At 54.9% G+C, this 16,802-nt stretch carries 18 protein-coding genes and 3 pseudogenes; 2 read left to right on the top strand and 19 right to left on the bottom strand.

Translation table 11 applies throughout. The features are described from left to right. Window positions 1–103: 103 nt before the first annotated feature. Window positions 104–946: an exodeoxyribonuclease III gene (locus FM069_RS09590; RefSeq protein WP_143488084.1), complete on the bottom strand. Its 843-nt coding sequence runs from the start codon at window positions 944–946 to the stop codon at window positions 104–106. 302 nt (window positions 947–1,248) lie between these two features. Here FM069_RS09590 and pnuC point away from each other — a divergent pair, with 302 nt between their 5' ends. Both pnuC and FM069_RS09580 read left to right on the top strand, forming a co-directional pair. Beyond that, window positions 1,249–1,821: a nicotinamide riboside transporter PnuC gene (pnuC, locus tag FM069_RS09585; RefSeq protein WP_143488083.1), complete on the top strand. Its 573-nt coding sequence runs from the start codon at window positions 1,249–1,251 to the stop codon at window positions 1,819–1,821. Continuing rightward, entirely contained in the window at window positions 1,818–2,351 is a 534-nt protein-coding gene (locus tag FM069_RS09580; protein ID WP_143488082.1) for an AAA family ATPase, read from the top strand. Before pnuC ends, FM069_RS09580 begins: the two co-directional genes overlap by 4 nt. A 58-nt stretch (window positions 2,352–2,409) precedes the next feature. Here FM069_RS09580 and FM069_RS09575 read toward each other — a convergent pair whose 3' ends face one another. The 18 genes and pseudogenes from FM069_RS09575 to FM069_RS09470 all read right to left on the bottom strand — a co-directional run. Beyond that, the gene (locus FM069_RS09575) at window positions 2,410–2,826 is read right to left on the bottom strand and encodes a hypothetical protein (RefSeq protein WP_143488081.1); all 417 of its coding nucleotides are present in this window, start codon (window positions 2,824–2,826) and stop codon (window positions 2,410–2,412) included. Window positions 2,827–2,887: 61 nt separating this feature from the next. Continuing rightward, the gene (locus FM069_RS09570; RefSeq protein ID WP_267904183.1) at window positions 2,888–3,187 is read right to left on the bottom strand and encodes an RHS repeat domain-containing protein; all 300 of its coding nucleotides are present in this window, start codon (window positions 3,185–3,187) and stop codon (window positions 2,888–2,890) included. A 188-nt stretch (window positions 3,188–3,375) separates the two neighbouring features. Next, window positions 3,376–3,807, bottom strand: coding sequence for a DUF4265 domain-containing protein (locus tag FM069_RS09565; RefSeq protein ID WP_178106707.1), 432 nt, complete (start codon window positions 3,805–3,807; stop codon window positions 3,376–3,378). Window positions 3,808–3,880: 73 nt separating this feature from the next. After that, complete coding sequence (locus FM069_RS09560) at window positions 3,881–4,213, bottom strand: immunity protein Imm33 domain-containing protein (protein ID WP_143488078.1); 333 nt, start codon at window positions 4,211–4,213, stop codon at window positions 3,881–3,883. An 88-nt stretch (window positions 4,214–4,301) separates the two neighbouring features. Next, window positions 4,302–4,787 (bottom strand): hypothetical protein, encoded by a 486-nt coding sequence (locus FM069_RS09555; protein ID WP_143488077.1) that lies wholly within the window; start codon window positions 4,785–4,787, stop codon window positions 4,302–4,304. 153 nt (window positions 4,788–4,940) lie between these two features. Next, window positions 4,941–5,366 (bottom strand): hypothetical protein, encoded by a 426-nt coding sequence (locus FM069_RS09550; protein WP_143488076.1) that lies wholly within the window; start codon window positions 5,364–5,366, stop codon window positions 4,941–4,943. Window positions 5,367–5,574: 208 nt separating this feature from the next. Next, window positions 5,575–6,030 (bottom strand): SMI1/KNR4 family protein, encoded by a 456-nt coding sequence (locus tag FM069_RS09545; protein WP_143488075.1) that lies wholly within the window; start codon window positions 6,028–6,030, stop codon window positions 5,575–5,577. An 8-nt stretch (window positions 6,031–6,038) separates the two neighbouring features. Continuing rightward, window positions 6,039–6,158: pseudogene (locus FM069_RS22285) on the bottom strand (HNH endonuclease); the annotation flags it as partial. A gap of 64 nt (window positions 6,159–6,222) precedes the next feature. Further along, window positions 6,223–6,528: a hypothetical protein gene (locus FM069_RS09535; RefSeq protein ID WP_143488074.1), complete on the bottom strand. Its 306-nt coding sequence runs from the start codon at window positions 6,526–6,528 to the stop codon at window positions 6,223–6,225. Between the two features lie 347 nt (window positions 6,529–6,875). Next, window positions 6,876–7,274: pseudogene (locus FM069_RS21845) on the bottom strand (RHS repeat-associated core domain-containing protein); the annotation flags it as partial. A gap of 241 nt (window positions 7,275–7,515) precedes the next feature. After that, window positions 7,516–7,911 carry a hypothetical protein gene (locus FM069_RS09525; protein ID WP_143488073.1) on the bottom strand — a complete coding sequence of 132 codons (396 nt, stop codon included), beginning with the start codon at window positions 7,909–7,911 and terminating at the stop codon, window positions 7,516–7,518. A 154-nt stretch (window positions 7,912–8,065) separates the two neighbouring features. Continuing rightward, the gene (locus tag FM069_RS09520; protein WP_143488072.1) at window positions 8,066–8,566 is read right to left on the bottom strand and encodes a hypothetical protein; all 501 of its coding nucleotides are present in this window, start codon (window positions 8,564–8,566) and stop codon (window positions 8,066–8,068) included. 3 nt (window positions 8,567–8,569) lie between these two features. Continuing rightward, entirely contained in the window at window positions 8,570–8,905 is a 336-nt protein-coding gene (locus FM069_RS09515) for a YwqJ-related putative deaminase (protein ID WP_143488319.1), read from the bottom strand. Between the two features lie 30 nt (window positions 8,906–8,935). After that, a pseudogene (locus FM069_RS09510) lies at window positions 8,936–9,126 on the bottom strand (RHS repeat-associated core domain-containing protein); the annotation flags it as partial. 217 nt (window positions 9,127–9,343) lie between these two features. Further along, on the bottom strand, window positions 9,344–9,772 hold the full coding sequence (locus tag FM069_RS09505) for an SMI1/KNR4 family protein (RefSeq protein ID WP_143488071.1): 429 nt from the start codon (window positions 9,770–9,772) through the stop codon (window positions 9,344–9,346). A gap of 1 nt (window position 9,773) precedes the next feature. After that, entirely contained in the window at window positions 9,774–15,056 is a 5,283-nt protein-coding gene (locus FM069_RS21595) for an RHS repeat-associated core domain-containing protein (RefSeq protein ID WP_178106705.1), read from the bottom strand. Between the two features lie 3 nt (window positions 15,057–15,059). Further along, window positions 15,060–16,097 carry a DUF2169 family type VI secretion system accessory protein gene (locus tag FM069_RS09475; protein ID WP_143488070.1) on the bottom strand — a complete coding sequence of 346 codons (1,038 nt, stop codon included), beginning with the start codon at window positions 16,095–16,097 and terminating at the stop codon, window positions 15,060–15,062. Window positions 16,098–16,116: 19 nt separating this feature from the next. Further along, window positions 16,117–16,802: bacteriophage T4 gp5 trimerisation domain-containing protein (locus FM069_RS09470; RefSeq protein ID WP_407681571.1), on the bottom strand; the 686-nt coding region annotated here is incomplete at its 5' end.

Genomic DNA, 16,802 nt, shown 5'->3' with positions numbered 1-16,802 from the left:
GAGACCGGCGTCCCCCGACGCCCTCGCTGAATTCATTCAATGAGCGAAGCGAACGGGCGGCGCCAACAGGCTGGCAGGCGCCCATGACAGGCAGTTGATTGCCTCAGGCATCCGTTGCCTTGGCCTTGCGCCTGCGGCCCTTGGGCGCGGCCGTCTCGGCCTCGCTCCGGTCCAGGGTAATCCAGGTGGGCGCATGATCGCTGGCATGGGGCTGGTCCCGCACCCAGCGGTCGACCCCGGCGTCCAGCAGGCGCGGCGCCAGGTCGGCGCTGAGCAGCAGGTGGTCGATGCGCAGCCCCGAGTTCTTCTGCCAATGCTGGCGGAAATAGTCCCAGAAGGTGTAGATGCGCTCGTCCGGGTGACGGGCCCGCAGCGCGTCCGTCCAGCCCTGTGCCAGCAGGCGCTGGAAGCAGGCGCGGCTTTCCGGCTGGAGCAAGGCATCCTTGCGCCACGAGCGCGGATTGTAGATGTCCTCGTCGGTGGGCACCACGTTGTAGTCGCCCGCCAGTACCACTGGATGGCCGCTGGCGAAGAGCCCGGCGGCATGCTCGATGAAACGCTCGAACCAGGCCAGCTTGTACTCAAACTTGGGCCCTGGCTGCGGGTTGCCGTTGGGCAGGTAGAGGCAGCCGACGATGACGCCGTGCACCGCCGCCTCCAGGTAGCGGCTATGGGTGTCGTCCTCGCCCCCGGGCAGCCCGCGCCGTATTTCCAGGGGGTCCATGCCACGGGCGAGGATCGCCACGCCATTCCAGGACGTCTGCCCCTGCCAGATCGCCCCGTAGCCGGCAGCGCGGATATCGGCGATGGGGAACGCCTTGTCCGGGGCCTTCAACTCCTGCAGGCAGACCACGTCGGGCGCTTCCCGCTCCAGCCAGTCCAGCAGCGCCGGCAGGCGCGAGCGAATACCGTTGATGTTGAAGGTGGCGATCTTCAGTTTTTCCACGACGGGACCTCCTGGCGGCTCTAGGTTCTGTCGAAAAAAGTCGTCGAGCGACAATCAGGCGAGATAAAACCGGGCGCAGAAGCGGAATTTACGACGGTAGATGAGCATTCCGAACCCGCGTTAATGAGCCCTCACCAAGAGCAGTCACGTTTCGTACAGAGCCTAGGCTACGACTGACGCAGCGGGCACCGGGTTCGCCCGGGTTGGCCCTGGACGCGCTCGGATTCTGGCCATTACCCGCACCGCAGCGATGCGAGCCGACGCTACAATGCCCGCTTTTCCCGCCACAGGTAGTCTCCACCGTGTCGCCCCTTGAACTCTTCGCTGCCAGCCTAGGCGTGATCGCCGTCTGGCTGACCATCCGGCAGAACGTCTGGTGCTGGCCCATCGGCCTGGTGATGGTGCTGCTCTACGTGTGGATCTTCTACGACGTGAAGCTCTATTCCGACATGCTCCTGCAGGTGGTCTACGCCGGCCTGCAGCTCTATGGCTGGTGGCAATGGACCCGCGGTGGCGGTCGTCACGACGGACGCCAGGTGAGCCGGTTGTCCCCGGCAAGGATGGCCATGGGCCTGCTGGCGGGTACCCTGGGCAGCCTGGCCCTGGGCTACCTGATGGCCACCCATACCGACGCCGCCCTGCCCTGGTGGGACGCCAGCCTCACCGCCTTCAGCCTGGTGGCGCAGGTCTGGATGGCGCAGAAACGACTGGAATGCTGGCCACTCTGGACTTTGCTGGACGCGCTGTTCGTCGCCCTGTTCTGCTACAAGGGCCTGTACCTCACGGCCGCCCTGTACGCCCTGTTTACCTTGCTGGCGATCCAGGGCTGGCGCACCTGGCGCCAGGATTCCGCGCTCGGGCGGCAGACCGCATGAAGGTCGTGGTGCTCACCGGACCGGAATCCAGCGGCAAGAGCTGGCTGGCCGCCGGCCTCCAGGCACGCTTCGGCGGCCGGGTGGTAGACGAATACGTGCGCCAGTTCATCGATGAACATCAGCGCGACACCACCTACGCGGACATCGACCCCATCGCCCGGGGCCAACTGGCGGGGGAAGACGCCGCCCGCGAGGCCCGCCCCGCCCTCCTGCTGCTGGACACCCACCTCTTGAGCAACCTGCTCTGGAGCCGCCTGCTGTTCGGCGACTGCCCCGACTGGATCGAACCCGCCCTCCTCGCTCGCCGCTACGACCATCACCTGCTGCTATCCCCGGACACCGTCCCCTGGACCCCGGACGGCCAACGTTGCCAACCCGACCTGCAGGAACGCCGCGCGTTCCACGCCGCCTGCCGGGATTGGCTGGTACAGCACGGTCAGCCTTTCGTGGAGATAGAAGGCGACTGGCAAGCACGCGAACGGCAGGCTATAGCGGCGGTGGAGGCGTTGCAGGGGGAGCTGGCCAGTTGAGCCAACCTAATCGTTTTTTCACCGAGGGCTAACTGAATGATTTTATTGCTTATGTAATTCAGCCGCCCGCCAGACTTTCAAAGCTTTTCACAAGACTATCGAAACATCGCAGATCGGTCTGTTCCAAAGAGTAAAAAATAAAATAAAGAGGAGTTTCTTCCCCCGTTTTTTCTTTTTCCCAAGCCATATCGTTCAAGTAACAAAACACAGCACTGCGAGCTATCATGGAAAGGATTGGACATTCATCCCTACAGTCCTTTTCTATACCCCACAGCATAGATTGCCCTTTACTCAGGGCACCCGCCTCTTTAAAAAAATTCTCTACCTCTACAGCATCCTTTAACAACCTACTTAGCCCCCCAATTTTTTTATTAAACTGTGAAGGCAGCTCCAAATTATTCAGAATATTTATCAGGAAAACAGCATACTGCTTGCTTATTGCCTCAACGGATACATTGTTTTTAACAAAAGACATTCGAGCCTCTCCACCCTGTCCAACTCGTCATCAGTCATAACTATTTCTCACCATCGCCCACTCATTTTATCCACATAAAATAAAATACAAAATTGGTAGCCAATAGACCATAAACCAGACATTTTTCGTTCTTAAAAAAATTAAGCTCCATACACTTTTCCAACGCATGAGTACAAAGAATCGATTGAGCGGGTTGGAGAAAACCCACAGGTTGGAGAAAACCCAAAGAATTAAAAATTTTACCTCCAAGCAACCCAATCGGATCCTGGCTTACGAACCGTCCAATATCCGGGTCGTAGTAAAGGAAGCGATTGTGGTGTAGGCCCATCTCACCATCGGAGTACTGTCTCTGAAAGCGCAGCTGACCTAGTATTACTCACGCCTTCTTCCACTGGCCATCCATAGCCGACCTACAATCGATAGTATTATTCGAATGTTTTGAGTGCTCTCATTGGCCCTCAAATCAGGACGTGTTTAAGCCTGTCAGGCCGAAGGCTTATTCACGCCAAACATCTGTCCATCCTCTTTAGGCCCACCAATTGAGTGGGGTCACGCCATCGTCCATGTCATAGACGTTTCCCTAATACCACTCCAGGTTAAACGTATCGCCAACTCGCCCACCACTTGTTCAATCGTGGGGAAGCCCAACTCGACAGAAACCGTGATGACGACGTTCCTTTCCGTATAACCATCGACCGTGCCATTCAGCTCTTCCGCTACCCGACGCTCGATAGACCGAATCGCGGCCACAGGAATGGCATCGCTAAAAAACTGAATGCACAAATTACCTGAGCGTTGCAAAACTTCAACTGGCGTATTTTCATCCACGAATCGAAAACGGTCGCCTTTGGCCAAGTTAAGCGCTAGACCCGGAGAGGCCAACAACTCATAACTGTCATTGGATAATTTCTCTACAGGAACCTCTTCCCTCAGGATATTCCCGTTGCTGGTTTTTTCAGCATAGATTTTTATAGTTTCCATGCTACCTGCAACCATAAGCACCTAGCAATAAAGCCAAATTCATACCGAACCTTAATAACATTAGCCAGAAAAATTACTCTTCAGCTTCATACCAAATATCCACATAATCATCTTGTTCGTTGACAATAAATTTATACCCATAATCAAGCGCAAAATATGGATTTAAAAATGGAAGTAAATCACTCATGTGAGACTGATGCACAGGTTTGAAAAAATCGTCATTAGGACTGTAATCTCCACCCCATATGTACCAACCAGACTCGTTTCCTTCAGGCTTTACCCTAACACCATGAATAGGGCGTAAATTTAAAGTCTCTACAGCTACACCAATGATCGCATCTAACGGAGCGAGCCGATAGGCTGAGCTCATTAAATCACAAATTTTTTTCTGCTCGCTATATTTCAATTTCCATTACTCACAAAAACCTAAAATATTTCACTGACAACCCTTCAGTTAATTTAATCCATGAAAATAAATTAAAACACACAACCAATTAAGCCCATGACGGCAACTCAACAGCCTCTTTCCTAGGAATATTTTTTATTAAACCAATATTAGCTTTCAAATCAGCAAGCTCTGGATCAACTGCATATATGAAAGAACTCACTAAACCATCATTTATGGAAAAACAAACTGAGCATATAGCTTCACGGATAGAAACTTCGTAATCATCCTGACTTTCTATAATATTCTTTATAAAGTCTTCCGCTTCAGCGCTCAAGTTTATGGACAAATCTTTCGTAGCATACTCAGTAAATTCTTCAGGGCTCCAAAGTAACTGAAAATCACTATCGGAAACCATTTTATTTCTATAATTTTCTTCCTGCTTCTTAGTGAGAACTGCCAAATAAATAGGAAAAAAATCTAGATTTCCAAAATCATAAACAAGCGCAAACCTGGAAACACCTGCAGCATATTTAGATAAAACATTATTAATCTTATTTAACAACTCTTCTTTGAAAGAAAAATATGAGGCCATCGGGTATCTCCAGCAGTCAATCTGGCAGCAGCAATCTAATTTAATTCAGCACCGTCTTCAATTCTCCCCCTAAAACTAAACAGCTTTAACTAAGAAGCTTTCTTTGGCATCCACGCCGGCAAGATTTGCATGCAATCTTTACTAAAACCCAAATCAAGCCTCTGGCATACCTTTTAATCTTTCCATATCATTATCTGGCACAACATCCTTAGCGTAGCTGCATATCATAGAATAAATAAAATCACTTTCTATAGAGAGAAATATAACACCTATAATAAGTTCTATATCTTCAGATACATAGCTCGCCAGATCAGCCGAACCGCTGGAGCGAATTACCTTATCAAAAAAAGACTTTCTATATCTATCACGCAGTGACTCAATCTTATCTTTTTCAGAAGAATTTTTAATTTCATTCGATAGTAGCTTATCGACACTGACCCATTCTGAATCGAATGGGTCAGTATCACGCGAATCTAAACAATCAATTACTTTCTCTTCATCATCATAACCAGAAAGAAAATCTTTGCTAAGCAGCTCTTTCAACCATTCTTCCACACTATCTTCATTTAATTGCATCACGCTCTTTCTCTTTTATCGTTGCTTTTATTTTTAACGACACCTAAAAGTGGATGAAACCCTAACATAGCTTCAAAAAGCATTGGGAGAGGAAAAATCAACTTTGATACCACTACCCACCTACTCAACATAAGATTTTTTTGTAAGCCTGAAAATAATTTTTATCGGCCTACCAATAGTCTTTTCTATGCCGAAATTTCCTCTTTAATTTTTAATGTAGTTTGTTTAATAGTTCTTCGACATTCTCAGCAACTAGATACAAATTATTCTCCTCATACTCATGATCAAAAAAATATACTTTTCCATAACTCTCACCTTCCGAAACAACAATTAATTGATTCCCAAACACATCAGAAGCTATAGGTATAGCTTTAACGGGAAATCTATCTATAAAAACTTTCATTTTAAAATCTAAACTCAGATGACTTCTCTTCTCCTTCTCTCCGCATAGCCCATAAAAATTATTAACTACACTTTCATCCTCTTTATTTTTATTTTTATTTTTATTTTTATCAAAAAAACAGAATTTAGCTAAATCTGGCTTTCCGCCATTATTCTTTAGCAGAAAATTTTTATAATCTTCAGTCAACCGTATGCTCCACTTTCCTTCAAATACCTTAATGCGGTCTTCAGAAGTCGGCCCAAATCCATCGCTCAAATAAACCATGATTTCACCTATTTACATTTAGAGGTGGCTATCCCGCCAGCGTGCCTAACTGCATCATGTATATCTTCAGGCACTAATTGCATATAACCAGAATTTTGATGGTGATGCCAGGTGGAGCCGTCTGGAGTCCCAGGATACTCCGTTGATTTATTTGCTCTACTAACGACTACTGGCCAGCTCTAAAGCCATTTATCAACCTTCTACTGAAAAATAATCTCTGGCGATATCACAAAATTTATCGAACATATTCATAAGCCAATCTGCCTTTTCACCTGACGTATCGACAGCTGAGTAGATAGCAGTGGATAAATCAAAATATACCCCGGCGAGTTCTTTACTAGCAAAATCCTGAGATCTTGTTAAACCATTTAATTCTTTCATAAAGCGAAATAAATCTTCAAAATCTTTTTCTGCAGGAAAAATGTGCCCTCTTAAGCCACAGAATATATTTGAAGAAATGTCCATAATTATTGATTCTAAATTTTCAATACTTTTCATGGCAGAACCCTCATCGCACTGTTTGGGACGCCGCCCAAAATTAAAACCTCTTGTGACTTATTAACCCAATTTTTGCTGTTTTCCTTTAAGAAGGCCACAATCACCTCCACTCACATCCAATACAGGACCAGGCACCTTACTCAGGTCTATCTCAACTATCCTATTACCAGTTGCCGCAGCCCAACCCATAGCTACTTCAAGACTTTTGGTAGCAGATATATATTGGGATTTGAATTTTGGACGACTCCCATGTAAAACGTGTCCCTCAGGCTTATAATCGGCATCCGGATTTTTGCACTCAAACTATTATCTGGATTCTCATCGGGTCTTATCATCCTGTAAACCTTACAGGTCAAGCCTAAAGGATCAATCCACTCCACCGGGTTAGGCACGTACTGGTAATTGTTGATCCCACCTGCTAACCCGATGGGATCCTGGCTCACGAACCGCCCGATATCCGGGTCGTAGTACCGGAAGCGGTTGTAGTGCAGCCCCGTCTCGCCGTCGAAGTACTGCCCCTGGAAACGCAGGTTTTGCTGCACCGGTCCGCTCGTCGCCTCCCAGGCTTCGAGCTGGGTGTTGCCCGCCACGCGCCGTACTGGCTGCGCGGGATGCTCAACATAAGCGTTGCCTCACGCCTTGTAGGTGGCCGACCAGACGATCCGGCCGCCGTCGTCGGTCAGCTCCCGGGGCGTGCCCAGGTGGTCGGTGTGGAAGTAGAGGATTTCCGCCGGGCCGTAGCCGTCCTGGTCGGGGCGGCTTTACCTCTAAAGCCCAGCCGCTTCGCTTGGCGCTTGGCGCTTGGCGCTTGGCGTCGATCTTGCGCTGCAGCACGCCCGTGGTGGCCGCCCATTGCTCCGGGTGCAGGCCCTTCAGGGCCAGTAGCGGAATGTCTTCCTCGGGGGCCGGACAGTGCCTTCGCTGTGCACCAACGCCACGTACACGTACACGTACACGTACACGTACATCCATTAAAATTCGAAAAACTCAAAAACGCCCGCTATCGTCAGATTCTTTATCTCCTACTATGAATTCTAAATAGCTCTTAAAATCATTAAATTTTAGAAAATCTCCGCCAAAGTACTCCCATATTAGCGGCTCCTTTTTTCCGTCCTGCCAAACCAGATAGGTTTCCTCGGGCTCATATGGATTATATGAAAATATTGCGCAATTTTCAGGAGCTATTTTACCTGGCGGCTCATCGCCAAATGAATTTTCCTTACGTATTTCAATCCACTCTTTTAGAGTCCCATCACTTTCATAATCATCTATTTCTTCTAAACTTAACCAATTCTGACTTAGCCTCGCATTTACCCACGAAGAGCAAAATTCAAATCTTTCTTTGAGGTAAGGAGATAGCTCCCTATATTGACCCGCCTTCAAAGTCCTAATTTTTTTATTTTTTTCTCTGGCGGCAATATTCTCTGCTCGCCCCGCTCTGGGTCGCGTTCATTTAATAAATTCAAACGATCAAGCAAATTCCTTACTGAGCTTTTCATTTAGTTGATTAAATCGCCTCCACTTCTAAAAATTTAAATCAAAAAAATATTTTATAAGGCTTCAGCAGCCTATGCTGCCTGACAAATTCAGCATGTTTCTTACAAAACTCACTCCCTCCAAGAGCTAATGAATCAAAAAATTCACCTGAAAGAAACATCGAGACCGTAGCAGAATCATTATTTATAGCCTCCTCAAAATCCTCTTTCCCGGAAAAGCCGTTGAGGATAATCTTCAAAAATTTCTTTTCCTCCCCCTTCAATGATTCTTGAAATTTCCAAATATTTATCTTTTCGGCACGAAATTCTAATTCTGAAAGATCACCCGAGATATTGTGTAAGATTTTCTCATTTGCTTTTATAGCGTAGAGAATCAATGGTTTCGAAATTTTTTTCTCGGAAAGAAGTGCCTCATCAAAAACAATTTTTTTTACAAATTCATAATGAATCATTTGCAAATCGGTATAGCTAATTGAATCTAATTCAAACTCACGCTCTAACCTCTTGCCTTCTACAACATCTATTCTATTGAAATCCCCCATACCTCACCTTTTCTTTTCACAACCAACAATGTCTGTAATTCCGAGTTGCTTTTGCACCTCAGAACATGAGCGGCATGCAACCATAGGTTTACCTTTTTTGTCGTTGCGCTGAGCTTCAAAGGTTGAATTTTTAGAAATCTCTTTTAACTCTTCAAGGTTTGTAACACCAGCCTGATTAGCTCCTTTACTCAGCGCCTCGGCTTCAGCGCAGTTACCATGCATTCTTGGATCCGATCTTAATTCTACTGGTACGTTGTCGTAGGCCTCTTGAACCGCCGGATTTGTAATACCAGTACCCCCTTCACCAGTACTAAGACCTGTCTGTACTCCACCTGGCACATGAGGCCCCTTCCAAGTTCCGCGTGCACCTGTAAGGCCAAACGGATCAATCCACCCCACCGGATTCGGCGCGTACTGGTAATTATTGATTCCACCCGCTAGCCAATGGGATCCTGGCTCACGAACCGCCCGATATCCGGGTCGTAGTACCGGAAGCGGTTGTAGTGCAGACCCGTCTCGTCGTCGAAGTACTGACCCTGGAAGCGCAGGTTCTGCTGCACCGGGTCGCTCGTCGCCTTCCCAGGTCTCGAGCTGCGTGTTGTCCACTACGCGCCGTACCGGCTGCGCCGGATGCTCGATATCAGCATTACCCTCCTCAGGAGTCGGAAGAGTGCCTTCGCTGCGCACCATCGCCAGGGGCACGAAGCTGTCCGGCCTCGTACACGTACAGGCTCTGCCGCTGCCTTGTCGCTCCATCAGCAGCCGGTTGCCGTCCCATTACAATTTAAAATACCAAATCAAGAAACTTCCAAAGTCACCCCACCGTGGTGCTAGCTTCCCATTTAAAAAATCTTTTAAATCAGAAATATCTAAATCATAAACGTCCCCCTTTGAAATTGAATACAAATACATACCTTCGCTTTCATCTGAAGTAATTGCTAAAAACTCCTCACCAATTTCATATCTATCTTTTACATATTCGGTCTGATCCAATATTGCTGGAATTTCAGGCCCTATAAGGTCCAGTAATTCGGGCTTATCTCTAGGACTAATAAAAGGACCTTGATACTTAACATAAAACTCCCAAAAATCACTACCCTTATTAATACCTAACTTATTCAATGCTGTAATTGCTTCAGCGACATCATCACGAAGCACATCCCCACTTAGATTTGAAATATAATCTTCTATAGACTTGTTTGTCATCTTAGCACCCTCCAGCTCTTTTTATTTTCTCTGCTGCTGCTCGATCTTTCCAATATTGTTTTCTATCTATATCAAATGCATCTCTATCTACTGGGAATTCTGGATTTTTACTATTGCCATATGGATGCATAGCTTCCCTTCCTTTACCTTTCCCAGCTCGGTGAGTACTAGTAGTTACTTCAAACAAAGGTCCAACAGATTGCTGCCTCGAGTGGTGCAACTGTACTTGCTGAGGAGAACCATTTTTCATGATAAATGGCGCTCCGCCCTCTGCAGCCCGCTCCAAATTTGTCTTACCTTTCACAGCCAAGTCCCAGTCAATATCCTGTTGAAAAACAACATAATCTAAACCTGTCCCTTTTTGACAAGGACCCCATTTGCTCCTTTTAAACCGATTTAACCCTAGAGGGTCAATCCACCCTATTGGGTTAGGAGCATATTGATAACTGTTGTCTCCTCCCAAAAGTCCAATTGGATCCTGGCTCACGAACCGCCCGATATCCGGATCGTAGTACCGGAAGCGGTTGTAGTGCAGGCCCGTCTCACCGTCGAAGTACTGACCCTGGAAGCGCAGGTTTTGCTGCACCGGCTCGCTCGTCGCCTCCCAGGTCTCGAGCTGGGTGTTGCCCACCACGCGCCGCACCGGCTGCGCGGGATGCTCAACGTAAGCGTTGCCCCACGCCTTGTAGGTCGCCGACCAAACGATCCGGCCGCCTCCGTCGGTCAGCTCCCGCGGCGTGCCCAGGTGGTCGGTGTGGAAGTAGAGGATTTCCGCCGGGCCGTGGTCGCCTTGGGCTTCGACGTCGTCACTGCGGCCCAGCCGTTCCCGCTTCGCCTGGCGCTTGGCTTCGATCTTGCGCTGCAGCGCGCCCGTGGTGGCCGCCCACTGCTCCGGGTGCAGGTCCTTCAGGGCCAGCCACTCCGCCGGCAGCGGGATATCCTCCTCGCGGGCCGGAAGAGTGCCTTCGCTGCGCACCAGCGCCAGGGGCACGAAGCTGTCCGGTGCCTCGTACACGTACAGGCTCTGCCGCTGCCCTTGTCGCTCCATCAGCAGCCGGTTGCCGTCCCAGGCGAAGTGGCGGGCGTCGGGGTCCTGCCAAGGCCGCGGCGAGCGGCTGCTATTGCGGTCAAGTCGGTACTTGGCGATGCGCCGCCCGAAAGGGTCGTAGTCGTAGCCCCAGCGCTCCTGGTGGACGAAGCGATCCTTGCGCGTCTCGATCGTCGCCCGGCTCAGCCGATGCTCGGCGTCCCACTCGAAGTGCCGTACCTGGTTCGGCCCGGACTTCTTCTCGACGCAGTTACCCCACTGGTCGTAGGCGTAACGGTGCTCTTGCCACACCCGTAGCCGGTTCGGTCGGTTCTCGCCCCAGGTACTGGGGTCGGAGGCCGCCTCGGCCGGGGTCAACAGTGGGTTGAAGTCGGGGTTGTGCAGGTTGGCCTGCACGTAGGCCGTCCATTCCTCCTCGGTCCACTGGGTCTTGCGGGCCCGCACGTCTTCCCGCTGCGCCTGATCCGGCTCCATCAGGTTGTGGGCCGGGTCGAAGGCGAACAGTTCTTCCCCGCGCGGCGACAGCGCTGCTCGCAACCGACCCAACGCGTCGTAGCCGTACTGGGTCACGCCCTGGCGACGGTCGCTCAGGGCGGTGAGCTGGCCCGCCAGATCGTACTGGTAGCGCCGGGCGATGCGCTGGCCCTGGCTCGCCGGGCTGTCGGCACCGGGCCCGACCAGGGGCTCGGCGGCTTCACGTTGCAGCCGCGCCTGGCTCTGCAGCAACCGCCCCAGCGGATCCAGGCTGTACTGGGTGAACAGCGCCCCCTGGCTACGGCCCACTTCTCGGTGCAAGGCATCGCGCTCGAAGTCGCAGATCGTCTGGAAGTCCAGGTTGATCTGGTGCACGTGGCCGCTGCCATAGGTCAGGGTGTTGAGGGTCCGACCGTCCGGCAGCACTGTAGCTTCGCGGTTGCCCAGCAGGTCGTAGCGATGCTGCAGTTCGCTGAACTGCCCGCCGCGCCCGCGCAGCACTTCCCGGCTCAACCGACCGCCCTGGTTGTAGTACAGCTCGACCCGGGCCTGGCGGTTGCGTGCGCGCACCAGTTGCCCGGCAGCGTCGTAGGCGTAGCGGCTGTGGGCGACCTGGGGCCGGCCGGTGATGTCTGGCTTGAGGCTGTACTTGTCCAGCATCCGCCCCATGGCGTCGCGGGCATAGCGGGTGCGCAGGATCGGCGCTCCACTGCCCTCGCCCAGCAGCGGCAGGCCCAGCGGTACGCCGTCGGCGCTCTCCAGCAGATGCCCCGCTGCATCGTAGCGGTAGTCGATGCGCCGGCCGTCGAAGCCCTGCTCGGCCACCAGCCGGTCCAACGGGTCCCAGGCAAAGCGGTACAGCGCACCGTTCTCGTTGGTGAGGGTCGCCAGGCGGCCGTGCAGGTCGTAGCGATACCCCAGCCGGTGGCCCAGGGCGTCGATCCGCTCCAGGGGTCGGCCTTCGGCGTCCAGGCGGTAGCGGGTCGCCCGACCCAAGGGATCGTGGTGCGCCACCAGCCGCCCCAACGGGTCGTAGGCGAAGCGCTCCTCGCCCCCATCGGCGTGGCGCACGTGGCTCAGGCGGAAGCGCCGGTTGACCCGTGTGTAGCGGTACTGGGTGGTGTGACCCAGGGCATCGGTCGCGCTGACGAGGTTGCCGTGGGCGTCGTAGGCATAGCCGGTGCGGCTGCCGGAGCAGTCCGTGTAGCCCAGCAGCCGGCCCTGGGCATCGAAGTCGAAGGTCTTCACCCCACCCCGGGCGTCCACCAGCGCGGTGGGCAGCCCACGGGCATCCAGGCGGTAATCGGTGCGGCCACCATCCGGCTCGACCAGTTCCACCAGGTTGCCGCGCGTGTCGTAGCGGTACTGGGTGGTGCGGCCCAGCGGGTCGGTGATGGACGTCGGCTTGCGCCAAGTCTCGTCCCAGGTGAAGCGGTAGGACGCGCCGTCCGGTTGGATCAGGCAGGTAAGGTTGCCCCGAGCATCGTATTGGAACCGTGTAGTACGCCCCGCTGGATCGGTGCTGGCCAGCAGATTGCCGTAAGGGTCGAGCTCATAGCGGCTTTCTCCGCCCAAGGCATCCACCTTGCCCACGAGGCGGTCGTCTTCATCGTAGCGATACAGGACCACCCGATTTTCCGCGTCAGTAACCTGGGTTTCCCGAGCCAACTCGTCGTAAACGAACGTCCAGCGCTGGCCGTTGGAGAGGGTATTGCGCAGCACCTTGCCCTTCGGCGTAAGCCGATCCCACTCGTACCGCGACACCAGCCCACCCGGCTCGGTGTGCTCCATCAGCATGTGGTTGGCCCAGGCAAAGGTCCGGCAGACCTGCCCGTTACCGTCGCGTACTTCTACCAGGTCGCCTTCGGCACTGTAGCAGTACTTCACCAGCCACTGCTGCTGCTCGCGCGGGTAGTGCCCCGCCGCATCGGGCTGGCCGAACAGCTCCACCACATGGGTCAGGCGCGGTTCCCGCGGACGGCTGCGATCGAAGAGGAAGCCCAGCCGGCGACCGCTGCTGGTGTCCAGGTGATAAGGCAGCCCATCCTCGGCGTAATGCAGGCGCAGGTGGTTGTGGTTGGGATCGATGAAGCCCAGCAGCACCAACGAATCGGCCTGGGGCCGCAAGCCCTTGGGGTCGGACTCAGGTGCCGCAAGCGGCTCTTCGCCCTGGGCGGCACGGCTGGCCAGCAGCCGCTCCCAGGCCAGCGCCTCGCGCTGCTGGCGATGCGCCTCGTCGACCTCGCGCTCGCCCAGCGCAGCCTGGTCCCGCGGAGCCAGGCCGAAGATCAGGCGCAACCCGTCTGGGGCGATCACTTCGTACTGGTTGCGCTGGTTGCGCTGCAAGGTGGTGAATTCGTAGCGGGAGAAGAACCGCTCGCCCACCGCTATATCGGGGAACGAGGTACGCCGACCCTGTAAGTCGACGAAGACGATAGCTTGGCTTTCTACGTCTAGGCGAAAGCCAATGGGTACGCTCCACCCCTGCCCTAGCCAAGAAACGTTGGGATTGTTCGACGCATAAGTTCGCTGCCAAGCTAATGGCAAAGGCGCCTCTAAAACAAAATCCAGATCTTGGCCACCGCTCAGCAGCTTAGCGCCATAAATAGCATTTACCGGTTTGGGCGTGGCCAAAGCACAGTTCAGGCAGTTCGGCTTGGCCTCGCCTTTTTCCTTGCCTTGCACCCCATCCTTGTCATGGGGCCGCTCCTGCTCAGGGGTGGGCTTCTTCGGCACCGGCTTGGGCTTGGGGTCGTGGGACGGCTTGGTGCCGCGTGGCTTCTTCGTCGCTCTCTTCAGCCGCTCGTAGAGGTCACCGATGCGGTTGCCGGTCTTGCCGATCAGCTGACCGACCTTGCTCGCCGCACCGCCCGCCCCCCGGGTCGCCACGGCAATCACCACCGTTTCGGCCACGTGCACCTCGGCCGCACCCGCCGCCTCCCCCAGTTGCTCCGCCATGGGCTTGGGATCGGCCAGCATGCTGGCCAGCAACTCCTGAGCCGAACAGGCCAGGTCGTCCAGCAGCTCGCGCAGCCAGTCCTTGATGATCGCCTTGATCTCATCAAGGCTGAGCTGGCTCAGCTCGTCGATGGCCTCCATCACATCGGTGGTGAAGGCGACGGACGCGTCGTAGGCCTTCTCGACCCCTTCCTTGGCATCGTTGGCGATGGTGCCGATGTCATTGTTGGCCAGGTAGTCGGCACTCTTGGTGACGCCCCCCCAGACCCACTGCGCACCGCCCTTGATCGAATCCCAGTAGCCCTTGCCCTTTTCCACCACCAGGTCCGCCACCACCTTGTCGTGGGCAGACTTGAAGCCCAGCAGGAACGACAGCGGGTTGTTCATGAACTCGTTGGCCATTCGGTCGGCCAGCGCTTCCAGCAGCCCTTCGAGTTCGGCGGAACACTTGGCATTGGGCCCCGGCAGCACGCCGCAGTTGATCGCCCCGGGACAGGGGGAAATGCTCGGGCCGCTGATGACGCCCACGTGGCCATGGCTGGTGGAGAAGCTGCCCTCCACCGGGTTCTGGGGCAGGAACTCGGTGGGCTTGAACATCTTGCCGCTGTCGATGGCCGTCGAGCGCAGCAGGAACAGGTTGGCACTGTTGCCATAGGTCCGCTGGGCGACGCCTTCGGCCATCGCGAAACTGACCGCGGGCGTACTGGGCACCGGGCGCGTCCCGAACGGCGTGGCGGCCAGTGCCGGGGAAACCACGGCCGCGAAATGCTTGGGTGTCCGTTCCGCCTTGATGGGATCGCCCATGGCTCAACTTCCTGCCGGGTAGGTGGTGGGGGCGCAGTACACATTGATGCGCTTGATACGCTCGTCGAAGTCGACGAGGCCGTGGAAGCGCAGCGTCACGCGATCCCGGTCCAGGTCGATTAGCACGGTGTCCAGCATCATCGCGTGGGTTTCCCGGGATTCGTCCTCCCAGTGCGCGACGCCCGCTGCGTCGAAGGGCGGCAGAACCAGCCGCAGCGGCGGTCCCGGACGGGTGCCGGCCAGCTCGATCACGTCCCCGGCCTTGAGGAAGGCCGGCGGCTGCTGGTCCGCCGGGGCGGTGTTCCAATAGCGCATGTCCATGTCCTGGGGAATGTTCGGCGCCACCGTCTGCCGCCATTGCTCGTCATAGGTGCCCGCGTATTGCTGGCGGGCCGGCACGAAGCCAGGCAGAGGGCCGAAGCCGCCGGGTTCCACATCCTGGCCGAACGCAACCAGGGGGGCGTCCCAGGCCTCGATCTGGGCGGCGGGATAAAGCTGCGCGGTGTCGGCCCTGGAGCGGTCGACGAAGCCACACCCCAGGGGGTTCGGGGGGTAGAATTCGCCCTCCTCGTAGTGCTCGCGCAGCGGACCGAGGGTGCCGCCGTAGGCATTCTCGTACAGCAGGGCCACGGCCGAGACGGGCTCCGGCTCGCTCAGGCTCCAGCCCCCCAGCAAGCTGTGCCGCCAGTGGCGAGGCCCGTGCACTCGCAGGCGCTTTTCCTGCTCGCCGATGCGCAAGGCCACGTACCAGGTGGGCAGAGGGCCGTCTTCCGGCGGCCGCACGCTGCCGGTGACCAGGACATCGGTGGTGGGCTTGTAGGGAATCAGGTCGCTGGGATAGAGCAGGCTGGAACGGTTCTCCTCGTCCAGCCAGACGTCGTTGAGAACCAGGTCCGGCTGACGCGCCAGGGGCGTCAGGCGCCCCTCGGTGTCCCACTGCAGGGTGACCTTGGCGGACAGGCAGTGGTAGCGGTTGCCATGGTAGAAGCGGTGTTCGAAGCCCTGCACGGGGTACAGGGACTGACTGACGATAACGGTCATGACGCGACGACTTCCCTGCTCAGTTCAGATCGATCTTCTTGGCGTCGACGTCCACCAGCTCTTTGCCGTTGACCGCGATCTTCACCCCTTCCAGGGTGATGGTGCCATCGGCTTCCAGCACCACCTTGGACTTGCCCACCTGCAGGAGGATGCTCTTGTCGTCCATCACCACCGTGCTGGCCCCACCCGCGGTCAGGGTGTAGACCTTGCCCACCGAGGCGGTGTGGTTCTGGCCGATGTTGTCGTTACGGCTCATGCCCACCGTGGTGACCATGGCCATGCCGACGTTGAGGTTGTAGCCCAGGCCGATGTTGACCATCTTGCCCATGCCCACCGACTGCATGTAGGCGAGCTTGACGGTTTCGGTCTTGAACTGGCCGACCGAGATGGACCAGTTCCTGCCGATGTCGTCGGTCTCGTTGCGGTCGATGGTCTTGGTGCGGTTCTGGTGCACCGTCACCTTCTCGTTGCCGTCCACTTCCTCGGTGCGGTTCTTGTGGATGGTGATCTTCTCGTTGCCATCCACTTCCTCCGTGCGGTTGCCGTGCACCGTGATGGTCTCGTGCCGGTCCACCGTCTCGGTGCGGTCGCGCTTGACCTGGGTCGTCTCGTCACGGTCGATGGTCTTGCGCCGGTCGTTGCCCACCCAGTGGGTCTCGTCGTGCTCGACCTCGATGTCCTGGTTCTTCTCGGCGTGAATCCACA

This window comes from Pseudomonas mangiferae (assembly GCF_007109405.1).
GTDB lineage: Bacteria > Pseudomonadota > Gammaproteobacteria > Pseudomonadales > Pseudomonadaceae > Pseudomonas_T > Pseudomonas_T mangiferae.
Note: the sequence above shows the minus strand (reverse complement) of the source record. Positions and strands in the feature narration are given on the sequence as shown.

Bases quoted from the DNA above. Each gene is read 5' to 3' on its own strand.
- FM069_RS09520 (WP_143488072.1), bottom strand. From the start codon at position 8,566: ATGGGGGATTTCAATAGAATAGATGTTGTAGAAGGCAAGAGGTTAGAG.
- FM069_RS09545 (WP_143488075.1), bottom strand. From the start codon at position 6,030: ATGGTTTATTTGAGCGATGGATTTGGGCCGACTTCTGAAGACCGCATT.
- FM069_RS09535 (WP_143488074.1), bottom strand. From the start codon at position 6,528: ATGAAAAGTATTGAAAATTTAGAATCAATAATTATGGACATTTCTTCA.
- FM069_RS09575 (WP_143488081.1), bottom strand. From the start codon at position 2,826: ATGTCTTTTGTTAAAAACAATGTATCCGTTGAGGCAATAAGCAAGCAG.
- FM069_RS09555 (WP_143488077.1), bottom strand. From the start codon at position 4,787: ATGGCCTCATATTTTTCTTTCAAAGAAGAGTTGTTAAATAAGATTAAT.
- FM069_RS09580 (WP_143488082.1), top strand. From the start codon at position 1,818: ATGAAGGTCGTGGTGCTCACCGGACCGGAATCCAGCGGCAAGAGCTGG.
- FM069_RS21595 (WP_178106705.1), bottom strand. From the start codon at position 15,056: ATGGGCGATCCCATCAAGGCGGAACGGACACCCAAGCATTTCGCGGCC.
- FM069_RS09505 (WP_143488071.1), bottom strand. From the start codon at position 9,772: ATGACAAACAAGTCTATAGAAGATTATATTTCAAATCTAAGTGGGGAT.
- FM069_RS09565 (WP_178106707.1), bottom strand. From the start codon at position 3,807: ATGGAAACTATAAAAATCTATGCTGAAAAAACCAGCAACGGGAATATC.
- FM069_RS09475 (WP_143488070.1), bottom strand. From the start codon at position 16,097: ATGACCGTTATCGTCAGTCAGTCCCTGTACCCCGTGCAGGGCTTCGAA.